The sequence below is a fragment of the Morganella sp. TYF_1 genome (genome assembly GCF_043105645.1).
GTDB classification, from domain to species: domain Bacteria; phylum Pseudomonadota; class Gammaproteobacteria; order Enterobacterales; family Enterobacteriaceae; genus Morganella; species Morganella morganii_B.
Genome location: NZ_JBICLU010000026.1, coordinates 496,635 through 509,673 on the forward strand (window position 1 = coordinate 496,635; position 13,039 = coordinate 509,673).

13 protein-coding genes are annotated in these 13,039 nt (G+C 50.1%); 3 read left to right on the forward strand and 10 right to left on the reverse strand.

Features of this window, described 5'->3' with window-relative positions; all coding sequences use genetic code 11:
- Positions 1 to 20: 20 nt before the first annotated feature.
- The 4 genes from ACF8OF_RS15665 to ACF8OF_RS15680 form a co-directional block, all read right to left on the reverse strand.
- Positions 21 to 635 (reverse strand): ankyrin repeat domain-containing protein, encoded by a 615-nt coding sequence (locus ACF8OF_RS15665; protein ID WP_392497357.1) that lies wholly within the window; start codon positions 633 to 635, stop codon positions 21 to 23.
- Between the two features lie 139 nt (positions 636 to 774).
- On the reverse strand, positions 775 to 1,608 hold the full coding sequence (locus ACF8OF_RS15670) for an N-acetylmuramoyl-L-alanine amidase (RefSeq protein WP_262859388.1): 834 nt from the start codon (positions 1,606 to 1,608) through the stop codon (positions 775 to 777).
- A gap of 232 nt (positions 1,609 to 1,840) precedes the next feature.
- Complete coding sequence (locus ACF8OF_RS15675) at positions 1,841 to 2,491, reverse strand: CatB-related O-acetyltransferase (protein WP_392497103.1); 651 nt, start codon at positions 2,489 to 2,491, stop codon at positions 1,841 to 1,843.
- 164 nt (positions 2,492 to 2,655) lie between these two features.
- Entirely contained in the window at positions 2,656 to 4,110 is a 1,455-nt protein-coding gene (locus ACF8OF_RS15680) for an alanine/glycine:cation symporter family protein (RefSeq protein WP_392497104.1), read from the reverse strand.
- A 1,083-nt stretch (positions 4,111 to 5,193) separates the two neighbouring features.
- On the opposite strand from ACF8OF_RS15680, the gene ACF8OF_RS15685 reads away from it, so the two are divergent.
- Positions 5,194 to 5,370 (forward strand): GhoT/OrtT family toxin, encoded by a 177-nt coding sequence (locus tag ACF8OF_RS15685; protein ID WP_071243230.1) that lies wholly within the window; start codon positions 5,194 to 5,196, stop codon positions 5,368 to 5,370.
- Positions 5,371 to 5,376: 6 nt separating this feature from the next.
- Here the strand turns inward: ACF8OF_RS15685 and ACF8OF_RS15690 are convergent, their stop codons facing one another.
- Both ACF8OF_RS15690 and ACF8OF_RS15695 read right to left on the reverse strand, forming a co-directional pair.
- Positions 5,377 to 5,565, reverse strand: a complete 189-nt coding sequence (locus ACF8OF_RS15690; RefSeq protein ID WP_262861462.1) for a hypothetical protein — start codon at positions 5,563 to 5,565, stop codon at positions 5,377 to 5,379.
- A gap of 152 nt (positions 5,566 to 5,717) precedes the next feature.
- Positions 5,718 to 5,918 (reverse strand): hypothetical protein, encoded by a 201-nt coding sequence (locus tag ACF8OF_RS15695; RefSeq protein ID WP_392497105.1) that lies wholly within the window; start codon positions 5,916 to 5,918, stop codon positions 5,718 to 5,720.
- A gap of 915 nt (positions 5,919 to 6,833) precedes the next feature.
- Between ACF8OF_RS15695 and satP the strand changes: the two genes are divergently transcribed.
- Positions 6,834 to 7,403, forward strand: coding sequence for an acetate uptake transporter (satP, locus tag ACF8OF_RS15700; protein WP_025154967.1), 570 nt, complete (start codon positions 6,834 to 6,836; stop codon positions 7,401 to 7,403).
- Between the two features lie 66 nt (positions 7,404 to 7,469).
- Here satP and ACF8OF_RS15705 read toward each other — a convergent pair whose 3' ends face one another.
- Positions 7,470 to 8,009 carry a YfaZ family protein gene (locus tag ACF8OF_RS15705; protein WP_262861463.1) on the reverse strand — a complete coding sequence of 180 codons (540 nt, stop codon included), beginning with the start codon at positions 8,007 to 8,009 and terminating at the stop codon, positions 7,470 to 7,472.
- Positions 8,010 to 8,305: 296 nt separating this feature from the next.
- Here ACF8OF_RS15705 and ACF8OF_RS15710 point away from each other — a divergent pair, with 296 nt between their 5' ends.
- Complete coding sequence (locus ACF8OF_RS15710; protein ID WP_392497106.1) at positions 8,306 to 9,748, forward strand: catalase; 1,443 nt, start codon at positions 8,306 to 8,308, stop codon at positions 9,746 to 9,748.
- 61 nt (positions 9,749 to 9,809) lie between these two features.
- Here the strand turns inward: ACF8OF_RS15710 and menE are convergent, their stop codons facing one another.
- Genes menE through menB form a run of 3 tightly spaced genes read right to left on the reverse strand, consistent with a single transcriptional unit; the run spans position 9,810 to position 13,029 of the window.
- Positions 9,810 to 11,201 carry an o-succinylbenzoate--CoA ligase gene (menE, locus tag ACF8OF_RS15715; protein WP_392497107.1) on the reverse strand — a complete coding sequence of 464 codons (1,392 nt, stop codon included), beginning with the start codon at positions 11,199 to 11,201 and terminating at the stop codon, positions 9,810 to 9,812.
- Complete coding sequence (menC, locus tag ACF8OF_RS15720; protein ID WP_392497108.1) at positions 11,201 to 12,172, reverse strand: o-succinylbenzoate synthase; 972 nt, start codon at positions 12,170 to 12,172, stop codon at positions 11,201 to 11,203. The genes menE and menC overlap by 1 nt, the downstream gene beginning before the upstream one ends.
- Positions 12,172 to 13,029 carry a 1,4-dihydroxy-2-naphthoyl-CoA synthase gene (gene menB, locus ACF8OF_RS15725; protein ID WP_262861467.1) on the reverse strand — a complete coding sequence of 286 codons (858 nt, stop codon included), beginning with the start codon at positions 13,027 to 13,029 and terminating at the stop codon, positions 12,172 to 12,174. Before menB ends, menC begins: the two co-directional genes overlap by 1 nt.
- Positions 13,030 to 13,039 lie beyond the last annotated feature (10 nt).

Sequence of the window (13,039 nt, forward strand, 5' to 3'; positions counted from 1 at the left end):
TATTTATGATGTGCGGCGGTTCAGTGTGCTCCCGCCTGTTCGAGAACAACCGCCAGATTACGGTAGCCATGACGTTTTGCCAGGGTCAGTGGTGAATCTCCGGAGCCATCCGGCAGATTAACATCCGCTCCGCCTTCAATCAGCAACGTGACAATATCCTCATACTTCTGACTGCCGTCACCGAGGATGATCGCTTCAATCAGCGCTGTCCAGCCAAGATTATTGACATGGTTAACATTCACCCCGGCATCAATCAGTGTCTTCACTGTGTTGACATGTCCGCGCTCTGACGCCGGGATCAGTGCCGTGCCACCATAACGGTTTGTACTTTTCAGGTCAGCCCCGTGACTGAGCGTCATTTCCAGAATATCCTGTAACCCGCGCGCGCCGGCATATAAATACGGCGTATCCATAATGGCATCTGCGGCATTCACATCGGCGCCCTGTTCAATCAGATAGCGTGCCACGATAATGCGGTTACCGTGTACTGCCGCCATCAGCGGTGTGCGCAGACGGTTATCACGCTGCTCAATATCCCCGCCCTCTCCGATTAACTGCTGAACCGTCACGAGATCACCCTGTTCTGCGGCAGTGACTATCTCAGTTTTATGTGTTTCTGCCATACCTTTCGCCATTGTTATCAATAAGAGACAAATAATACCGGATAAGCCAATCAGAATGCGTTTTTTCACTCTGTCACTCCTGTTGTACCGTTCCTGTGAATGCCCTTACCATAACAAAACAGCATAATTTATCACCTGACAGATAACAGGGTTATTGTGCGCCGTATTTTTTCAGAAGGGCTTTCACCAGCGCCAGCGTCTCCGCGTCCGCTTCCCCGTTAACGTTATGAGAGCGAAAATGCATCTGGAACGCTTTAATCACATTACGGGTTTTTCCGTCCGCCTTACCGGTTACTGTCATTTCATAGCCGTATTTTTTCAGTGCCTGCTGTAATTCTCCAACGCTGATGTTATCCGACGGATGACGGTTGCCGAGAAAACGTTTCACATCAGCCGCATCCGGCCAGGCACCGATCCCGCGTTTTGCCAGGTATTCCCACGGGAACATCGGCCCCGGATCCAGTTTGCGCTGCGGCGCGATATCACTGTGCCCAACCACATTTTGCGGGGCAATATTACGCCGGGCGATCACATCCTGTGCCAGTTTAACAATCAGATCTATCTGAGCGGTCTGATACGGCACCCAGCGCTGTCCGACAGACATTTTCACTGTCCCCGGATTGACAATCTCCACCCCGACTGAGCTTTTATTCAGGCTGCTTTCGCCGCGCCAGTAACTTTTTCCGGCATGCCAGGCTTCACTGCCCTCCGGCACCAGCTGCAATACCACCGGTTTACCATCGCGGACAGCCGGGATTGTCGGTACCAGATACTGAACACTCACCCCGCCTGCGGTCAGCACACGCAGTGATGCCTCATCATTAAGCGCGGTATAATGAAAAACCAGATAATTATTCGGTTTGGATAACCACGGTTCTTTGATATTCCGCTGATCAACAATAAACTCACCACGATCAATATACCGGCTCTGATTACTGCATCCTGTCAGTATCAGCACACACACCAGACACACACTACGCCACATCTTTCTTTATCCTGTTCAATGTTATCCGGCACGATGCCGGCACAGCCCCTTTACCGGAAAATATGTCCACCGGATTATTCACAACGGACAGACTATCACAGGCGGGTATTATGACGACTTCACTGCGGCAGTGCTATGCTCTGAGCGCGAATCATCATGATGTTTTTCTGCAGCAGGCCGCTGAACACGCACGATAAAAAATACCCGCCGCGGCGGGTATTCAATAAGTCAGTTATGACTGAGTGAGTTTTTCTGTCCTGTCATACCGTTCTGACGCCACTTTCAGCCCGGCAAGATCCGCCGAACAAATCAGTGGCTTCAGCGCATCAAACTTCGCCTGCGGCCAGTCATAAAGAGACAGGGCCAGCAATTCGCTGATGGTATTTCCATCAAACCGGCTGCGGATAAAGGCCGCCGGGTTACCGCCAACAATGGCATAGGGTGGTACATCGCGGACAACCACACTGTTCGCGGCAATCACCGCACCCTCCCCGATAGTCACACCGGGCATAATCATGGCCCGCATACCTATCCAGGCACCGTCACCGATACGGGTATCCCCTTTACCGGTATAAGCCTCATCAATTATATCCGGAAACGGATAAAGGCTGAACCAGTCATGGCGGTGTGTATGATTACCCCCCATCAGGATCACGGCTTCAGCCCCGATACAGACATAATCCCCGATATACAGCTCATCCACTTTCCAGCTGAGTTGCCAGTCACGGCTGATTTCATCGCCCTGCAAATAGCGGACAACAGAGGCTTCAAAGCCGTTATCCCAGCAATCACTGTAATAACTGTGCGTACCTTTGATATGAATATTCGGGTTTGTGACGGTTTCATGCAGCCGTTCACAGACAGACCAGTGTTTTTGTTTCATGGTAAATCTCATTATTGAATGAATCGTTACCACAGAACGCTATTCTGTGGTGATGTACCCGCGTTCAAAGCACATCACACCGGGTTATCCTCGCCCGTTTCAGCCGGGGGTTGCCCATCATTCTCTCCCATACAGAAAAACACCCGCTTTCGCGGGTGCCATCATCAGTTAACTTTTTGTTCAACCAGCGATTCCGGTGTTTCTTCCCAGATGCCGTCTTCAACCTGTTTACGGATTTCAGGATAAAGGTTGATATCAAACTGCGGTAATTTCCCCGTTTTGCGCTGTTGGTTATAATCTTTCGCCAGCTTAAATGCAACGCCGGACAACAACAGAATCGCAATCAGGTTTGTCACCGCCATCAGTCCCATCGAGAAATCTGCCATTTTCCAGACCAGCGGCATTTCTGACAATGCCCCGAACATCACCATACCCAGCGCCGCCAGACGCAGCACAAACAGCCCTTTGGTGTGTTTATGTTCAAGGAACACCATATTGCTCTCTGCATAGGCGTAATTGGCAATAATGGAGGTAAAGGCGAAGAAGAAAATAGCGACAGCCACAAAGATGGAACCCCAGCTGCCGACAACCGAGCTCAGCGCCAGCTGTGTGATTTCAATCCCGTTGATATTCTCCTGCGGATTATCCAGCACACCGGAGGACAGAATAATCATTGCAGTGGCACTGCAGATAACCAGTGTGTCCATAAAAACACCCAGCATCTGCACATACCCCTGCGAAACCGGATGCGGCGGGAACGGTGCTGCGGAAGCGGCGGCATTCGGTGCGGAACCCATACCGGCCTCATTCGAGAACAGGCCACGCTGTACGCCGTTAATCATAGCCTGTGCCACACCGTAACCGACAGCGCCGGAAACCGCTTCCTGTAACCCGAAGGCACTTTTGATAATCAGCATAAAGACATCCGGCAGACGCTCTGCGTAATGACCCATCACCCAGAAGGCGAGGATAAGATACGCAACCGCCATCACCGGTACCACCAGCTCCGCCACACGGGCAATCGAACGCAGACCGCCGAAAATGATCACGCCGCAGATAACCACCAGCACGGCACCGACATAACCGGCATCCGCACCAAAGGCCATTTTGGACGCCTGGGCAATCGAATTGGCCTGAACCGCATTAAAGACCAGCCCGAACGCAATAATCAGAAAGATTGAGAACAACACGCCCATCCAGCGGGCTTTCAATCCGCGTTCCATATAATACGCCGGTCCGCCGCGATAATTTCCCTGGTCGTCCCGTGTTTTATAGAGCTGTGCAAGTGTGCTTTCAATAAAGGATGTCGCCATCCCGATCACGGCAACCACCCACATCCAGAAGATAGCGCCGGGACCACCTGCAGTCAGGGCGATCGCCACCCCGGTCAGGTTTCCGGTACCGACCCGCGCGGCCAGGCTTGTACAAAGCGCCTGGAACGGCGAGATGCCGGATTTATCCGATTTCTTACTGTGCTTTAGCACGCTGAACATATGTCCGAAGTGACGGAATTGGATAAATCCGGTACGAAATGTGAAGTACAGTCCGATACCCAGTAATAAATAGATGAGCAGGTGGTTCCAGAGCAGTCCGTTTAATGTATTAATTATATCGGTCAAAGTTATACCTCTTATATTGCTGTGCTGATTTGCGGCGAATAAGCCCCTTAACGAATGACAGGTAATATCCGTATTGTCATATCTGATGGTGATTGTTTAAAAAAAAGACACCTCTTATTAAGAATCAGCCAGACTTTACCATAAGAAATATTTCCCTGTATATTTTTTTATTTCTTTTTTTTCGTTCTATTAATCAACGTTACTTTTTCACGTTAATACAGCGTTTAACGTGATCTATTAACTCAATAAAAACGCCGAAAACGAAGCCAAAAAACTCCATCCATTACAAATAGTTAAGAATCACCTTATTTTATGGCGTGATAAATAACGGGCTTCTTTCAATTTACCGCCATAATTTATTTTATCGTCTGAATTAAAACATATGATTACATTTAGTCTGAAAACTAAAAATGTGTTGCCTGTTATTTTAAAAGCGTGTGTTATTTTATTTACTATTTTAAGTAACGGGAAGACTTAATAATAAAATCCCATCTTTCTGACCAATAATAAATCCCGGCATTATTGCCGGGCAATATTCCCGCTTTCAGTTACCGGCAACACAGCATAAGAAGCGCAATCCGGGTATCCCGCTCATCGCGGTTCATCACTGGCGAATACTGATTCCGGGCCAAACTTTGCTCTGCGGCACACTCTCGTGAAAAAAAGCTTTCGCTGCTGACCGGTTTCCGCTACCATAGCGCTATATAATCTGTTATATACCGGATTGTATACATTGCTCTTAATATATTTTTTGCCGGTCAGCTGATCGGCAATTTTTTTGCCTGTCCTGTCAGATTACGACTAATGAAATGTGATCCCGCCTTGTATTTAGCATAAAGACAGGAATAACCGTATAGTAATTTTGTTATTAACCATTATTATCAGAACAGATAATCGTGCATTTCTTCGTTATTTTTCTTTATTTTTGCTCCCTCACGGGAGCATTTTCTTATCAGCCGGGCTGCAAAACACCACTGCCGGCACGGAAAATCGCAAAAATTCCGGTGCCGGCAGCAGATCCGCCATGATTTATCATGCCGGGTGAGGTACACTACCCGCTTCAGTTTAACTAATGTAACCGTTATGTCCTCTGCACAGATTTTACTGACTATCTACGCAACAGGTGGTCTTTTTTCATTCATTCTGACTTTTTTTCTGACAAAAGATCCGAACCCGTTTTTCCGCCTGCTCAGTTGCCTGCTGATAGCGCTCACCTGGCCGATGTCACTGCCGGTGGTGATTTTATTCTCGCTGTTCTGACTGCGTTCAGAACCATAACATTCCCGCAGTCACCACAAGACACCATAATATCAGCCGTCCCCATGTCAGAGAACTGCCGTGCTGCTGCCACAGTGCATTTATTTCAGGCGCCAGTGCATAACCGCGCTGACAAATACGACGGCGGATATGACGGGTAAGAAAAAGACGGAACGAACCGGATTGTGATGATTTCATACATACCTCTGCTGAGAAAGAGAACGCATATGAAACCTGACACTCCCGAAAGATAATTATTATGCGGACATTATAAAAGAGAACCTCAACCACAAAAAGGGAAAGACTGTGCGGCTGAGTTCTCCTTTATTCAAAATCAGTACTGACAACCATCAATCCAGTGCATTGATAGCCTTTTCATAGATGACATTCATAAAATCATCATTCTGCTGTTCCCAATATATTTCCAGCATTACCTGAATGGCTTCTTTAGTCACCGGCTCGCCACTTTTGCATAAAATGACAGCGGCTCTGCCGATTGCCTGGCAAATTTCGCCATAAACATATGCGTCGCTAACTCGTTCTGAAATCATATTTGTGCCTATTTATTTTAATATAACGACAGCCTGTCCATCTTTACTTAAGACATACCGGCACTGCTGTTGACTGGCTCTCCGGTAAGAATTATCTAAAAGTCCCTTGATATTTATTATCGTCACATTGCATTTAATGTTCAAAGAAAAACATATTATTCCGGAAAATACTTTTTAAAAACACAGAAAAGTTACTAATATCAAACGGTTATGAAAAGCACGTGTGACCATTGCTGCGGATTGTTACTTTCTGGTTGTTTATTCGTTAATACTATATCATGCGATATGTGCTTTTTCGCTATTAAAATACATAAATTTATCAAATTTTACCTGCATAAATAACGTCCTTTTTTAAGCATTAAATAAACAAGATTAAATAAATTCGTCGTACTCATTTATGGATTATTATAATCATATAAAATCTCAACGCTCCGTCAACAAGCAGTGGTTCACATTATTCCTTTACTCTTTATGTGGGAATAAGGGTATTTACACAATATTGGGATATACGTATTAACCGATATACATCACACCTATAATACGTAGTTTTATTGCCATAGTTAATTATATTTTTATTAGTAACAGGAATAAACACCCTCTGCTCTATTATTACCCTATTCTCTTTATTTAATAAGATTATAAAATACTTTCGCGTAATTACGCTTAATCATAATTTGAATACACTTATTAACGGTAAAATAAACAGGTTATTCCGTCACGCAGAAAAGGGCTTTCGTTTCGCTATGTTTTTAAACAAATCTGTCGTAAACAAGACATCTTGTTTTACAAAATATTAATATTTAACATTCTCCCTGCAGTAAACAGTTTTTTATAGTTGTATTCCTGCGCGTTTCCCCTTATCATCCGCGCCTTTGAATAGCGTGTCTCTCTTTTTATATATCTGATTGAGGTTCTATGAGCTCTGACCGTATCGCGAATCCAGGCCCGCTGGGCTTACTGGGATTTGGTATGACGACTATCCTGCTGAATGTCCACAACGCCGGATTCTTCCCGATGGCTTCTGTTATTCTGAGCATGGGGATTTTCTACGGTGGCATTGCGCAGGTCATCGCAGGTCTTTTTGAATATAAGAAAGGAAATACTTTCGCTGCCACTGCCTTTACATCGTATGGCTTTTTCTGGATAAGTCTGGTCGGCATCCTGGTCATGCCGTCAATGGGATTCGGCGAAGCAACCAGCCATGAATTCCTGGCTGTGTATCTGGCACTGTGGGGTATTTTCTCGTTCTTTATGTTTATTGCCACACTGAAAGCAAACCTGACATTGCGCGCGGTTTTCTTTTTACTGGTGATTTTATTCGCCCTGCTGGTTATCGGTAATGCTACCGGTAATGCTGCATTACTGAAATTTGCCGGTTATGAAGGTATTTTATGTGGTGCGACTGCATTTTATCTGGCAATGGCTGAAGTACTGAATGAGCAGTATGGCCGGACAATTTTACCTATCGGTGAACGTCACGCCTGATAACGGCTCTCCCGTATAAAAAAACCCGTTCAGTGAACGGGTTTTTTTTGTCTGCAAAACGGGGGATCAGAAACTCAGACCCGCGCCCAGATAAGCGCCATCCGCGATACGGTTTTCATGACCGTTATTCGATTCAACTTCAATCATTCGGTAACCGGCTTTCACATTCAGCGGCGCAAATACTGTCCAGTTCGCACCCACATCCGCTTCTTTGTATGAATCATTACCGGAAGTCAGCCCTGACGGCGCGCCGTAAAACTCACCGTAAACACGCACTGACGGCAGGATGCTCCACGCCACACCGACACCCGGTGCAACGGCCATGCCTTTTTTACCCACGTCCGGGTCCAGGTATACGGCTTTACCGCCGACACTCGCGGAAACCGGGCCCAGCGGGAAGGCAAATTTGGCACGTGCGCCGCCTAACTGCCCCTGATGATCACTGCGTGCCCAGTTACCGTCAAATGACAGACCGGAATACGGGTCACCTACGCCGACATTGATATCGGTATATTTTTTACCGGCTTCAACGTCCATCGAGATTGCATTTGCAGCACCTGCCGCAAGCATCAGTGTTGCAGCCACAGCTGCTTTATATTTTTTCATTTTTGCCACCACATAAATTCAGACAGGGTTTCGGGCATTCTCCCCGAAACTGTCACGGTTTGAAAGTTAATATTCTGATTTTTATGTAAAGTTATCTATATATTCCATCAATAGGTCACGCCAATCTATCAAATCGATACATTCTTTTTATGACAGTGCTATATTTTATAGCAAGTCATAAATACAGATAAAAACAACAACGCTCAGTGCAATTTATGATTTACCCTGCTGATTTTGCACATCGCGCCGATTTCTGCAATCAGTGTCTTTTTCCCTTTACCGACTGGAGATATGTGATGAAAAATAAAGGATTAACAACAGCTGCGGGCGCCCCCGTTGTTGATAACAATAACGTTATGACCGCCGGAAAACGCGGCCCTATGCTGTTACAGGATGTGTGGTTTCTGGAAAAACTGGCGCATTTCGACCGCGAAGTGATCCCGGAGCGCCGTATGCACGCCAAAGGCTCCGGTGCATTCGGTACATTTACTGTCACCCATGACATTACCCGTTTTACCCGCGCAAAAATTTTCTCTCAGGTCGGCAAAAAAACCGATATGTTTGCCCGCTTCTCCACCGTGGCCGGTGAGCGCGGCGCGGCAGATGCAGAGCGGGATATCCGCGGCTTTGCCCTGAAATTTTATACCGAGGAAGGTAACTGGGATATGGTCGGTAACAACACGCCGGTGTTCTACCTGCGTGACCCGCTGAAATTCCCGGATCTGAACCACGTGGTAAAACGTGACCCGCGCACCAACCTGCGCAATATGGCGTATAAGTGGGATTTCTTCTCCCATCTGCCTGAATCCCTCCACCAGCTGACCATCGATGTCAGTGACCGTGGTCTGCCGCAGAGCTACCGCAACATGCACGGTTTCGGCAGTCATACCTACAGCTTTATCAACGCTGATAATGAGCGGTTCTGGGTGAAATTCCACTTCCGCTGCCAGCAGGGTATTGCCAACCTGATGGATGATGAGGCAGAGCAGTTAATCGGGAAAGATCGTGAAAGTTCACAGCGTGATCTGTTCAATGCGATCGAGAAAGGCGATTATCCGCGCTGGAACCTGCAAATTCAGGTGATGCCGGAAACCGATGCGGCAAAAGTCCCGTATAACCCGTTTGATCTGACCAAAGTATGGCCGCATGCGGATTATCCGCTGATGGATGTCGGTTATTTCGAGCTGAACCGTAACCCTGAAAACTATTTCTCCGATGTGGAACAAGCGGCATTCAGCCCGGCCAACGTGGTTCCCGGCATTGGTTTCTCACCGGATAAAATGTTGCAGGGGCGTCTGTTCTCCTACGGCGATGCGCACCGCTACCGTTTAGGGGTCAACCACCACCAGATCCCGGTCAATAAACCGCGCTGCCCGTTCCATAACTATCACCGTGACGGCGCAATGCGTATCGACGGTAACAGCGGTAATGCGGAAACGTATGAACCGAACAGTGCCGGTCTCTTTCAGGAACAGCCGGATTTCAGTGAGCCGCCGCTGTCTGTTGACGGTGCCGCCGACCACTGGAACCACCGTGAAGATACCGATTACTTCAGCCAGCCGCGCGCGCTGTATGAATTACTCAGCGACGCCGAGCATCAGCGTATGTTTGCCCGTATCGCCGGTGAGCTGGTGCAGGCCGCAGAAGCAACTCAGGCACGCCAGATAGCGCTGTTTAAACAGGTGCATCCGGAATACGGTGCCGGTGTGGAAGCCGCGATCGCAAAACTGAAAAAATAATCGTGTGATAACATGACAAAACCGCTGCGGTCCGTGACCGCAGCGGTTTTTTTATATGCATTCAACGGGTATGAAAACGCTCCTGCGCCATCCGGATCAGCGGTGCACGGGTACGTTTTATGCCGCTGCCCGCATCCGCTTCCGGTAATGCATAGCAGGCCGCCGGACGCATAAAGGCAGGCAGTTCCGCCTGACACCAGTCACTGAAATGCTGCCGCTGTTCCTCTGTCCAGTCATCATAATCACGGATCAGATACACCGGCACAGCACCAAACTCGTCACTGCTGACCGGTACCACCAGACACTCCGTGATCAACGGGTAGTGCATCAGCTGCTTTTCTGTCATTTCCGGCTGCACATTCTCGCCGCCGCAGCAGAAAAGATTATCCAGCCGGCCGTCGATCACCAGCTCACCGTCCTGCATATGGCCTTTGTCACGGGTCGGATACCAGCCGTCATGGGTCGGCAGTGTATGCAGTGCGCCGTTCAGCCAGACACCGGCGGCAAAACTGTCACCTTTAACCAGGATTTGCTGTTGTTCATCCAGTCGAATATCTTTGCCGGACAGCGGATGCCCGACACCCGGTTTGCCGTCCGCCCGTTTGGCACAGACAGTTGAAGCAAATTCAGTCATGCCGTAGCCGCACCAGCAACGGATCCCGCGGGCTTCTGCCGCTTCCGTCAGCGCAACAGGAATAGCCGCACCACCCAGCAGAACATCCCGCAGCGGCGGCAGAGGTTCCGGTGATTGCAGCAGACGCCAGAGCTGAGTCGGCACCAGTGAGGCGTGCGTGCATCCGCGCAGTGATTCCGCCAGCATTTCACCGTCTGCCCGCACCACCATTTCACCGCCCTGTAACAGCCAGCGCCAGAGGATCCCCTGTCCGGAAACATGACACAGTGGCAGCGATAGCAACCAGCTGTCACCCGCCTGATAGTTCAGCAGCGACACCACGCTCTGTGCCGCAGCCAGATGCGCGACCGGACGGTGGGCAATGGCTTTCGGTAACCCGGTGGATCCGGATGTCAGGATCAGTGTTGCCAGCCGTTTCGGATGCGGGATCACATCCGGCGGTGCTGTGCCGTTCACGGACGGATCCAGTGTTTTCAGCGGCAGCGCGATTGTGCCGTCGCTCCGGTCACACACATAATCCGCATCGAGTGACGCAACCAGTTCCGTCTGTAACCCGCGCGGCAGCGCAGGATTGAGTGTCAGAATCACCGCCCCGCAGCGCAGCAGCGCCAGAAAATCGATCACCAGCGCTGTGCTGTTTTTGCCGCGCAGCACCACGCAGTTACTTTCCCGCAATCCCTGCTGATAAAACCCGGCGGCACGGGCATCCGCCAGCGCCGTCAGCTCTGTCCATGTCAGCGATGAGTCCGCACAGCGCAGCGCGGTTTTATGCGGCATCTGCTGAGCATGTGCAACCCACGGCCATTGTGCTGCCGTCATTACCATTGTCCTGTCTGAGTTAATTGTTCTGTCGTTATCAGCGCCAGTGTGCTGCCCGGCCACGGGCGCACCAGCTGTGATTGCATCAGGGAAAGCGTATCCAGCCCCGGCAGAGTATCCGGGGTCAGCCATCCGGCAAGACGCGCCAGTTGTGTCAGGCCGAAACTGCTCTCCACCGAGGAGCTGATCACCGCCTGCAACCCTTCGCGGTGCGCCGCAGTGATCAGTTCACGGCAGCGGGCGATACTGCCCGTCAGCGTGGGTTTGATCACAATCGCTGCCACACCGGGCTGTGCTGTTACCGTAAATCCCGGTTCACGGACAGATTCATCCCAGGCAATGGCGATACCGGTGTCCTGTGCATAACACAGGGACTCTTCCGGCGTTTTGCACGGCTCTTCGAGAAAATCAATCCGCGTGCGGTGTTCCGGTGCGACATATTTCGCGAAACCGTCCGCTTTGGCGCGGGTCCAGCTGCGGTTGGCATCCAGACGCAGACGCAGATCAGGCACCGCCTCCAGCAGCAGATTCACCACCATGCCGTCCCGGACTGCCTCATACAGCCCGACTTTCACTTTGGCGATTTTCTCACCGTCCATGGCATCGAGCGCAAGGATCAGATCATCCGGGTCACCGGTGCAGAGCGGTGCTTTGCGGGTGCTGAGGATCTGCGGCAGCGTATCATCCAGCTCAGCAAGTGCGCAGCTCAGGCCGAATGCGACTGACGGCAGCGGGCTTTCCGCCGGATTATTGCCCTGACACCAGGCCGCGATCCACGCTTCTGCCGCCTGTTGTGCTTGCGCAAGGGTTTCGCTGCTGAATTCCGGCAACGGGGAGATTTCCCCCCACCCTTCACGACCATTCTCCCGCAGACAGACCAGCAGCCCGTCACGGGTTTTCAGGCGCTGATTACGCAGAATAACGCCTGCCTCCATCGGCAGGCTGAAACTGTATAATGTGGCGTGGCGCATTACGGGTTACGTTTGAATTTAGAGAAATCCGGTGAGCGTTTTTCGTTAAATGCGTTACGCCCTTCCTGACCTTCTTCGGTCATGTAGAACAGCATGGTGGCATTACCCGCCAGCTCCTGAAGACCGGACTGACCGTCACAATCCGCATTGAGTGCCGCTTTCAGGCAACGCAGCGCCATCGGGCTGTTTTCCAGCATCTCACGGCACCAGCGCACGGTTTCTTTTTCCAGTTCCGCGTAAGGCACAACAGTGTTGACCAGTCCCATATCCAGCGCTTCCTGCGCGTTGTACTGACGGCACAGGAACCAGATTTCACGGGCTTTTTTCTGACCGACAATCCGCGCCATATAAGAGGCACCCCAGCCGCCGTCAAATGAACCGACTTTCGGCCCGGTCTGACCGAATACTGCATTATCTGCCGCAATAGTCAGATCACAGATCATGTGCAGCACATGACCGCCGCCGATAGCGTAACCGGCAACCATGGCGACAACCGGCTTCGGACAGGTGCGGATATCGCGCTGTAAATCGAGGACATTCAGATGATGTGTGCCGCTGTCATCACGGTAACCGCCGTAGTCACCGCGGATCTTCTGATCACCGCCCGCACAGAACGCTTTTTCGCCCTGTCCGGTAAAAATAATGGTACCGATGCCGTCATCATAACGGGCATTCGCCAGCGCACTGATCATCTCTTTCACTGTTAACGGACGGAACGCGTTGCGCACCTGCGGACGGTTAATGGTGATTTTGGCGATCCCGTCTTTTGATTTATGAAACAGAATATCCTGATAATCGCCGGTGCAGTCGATCCATTCAACCGGGGCAGAGAGCTTTTCTTCGCTCGGATACATCATAGCGGTGAGT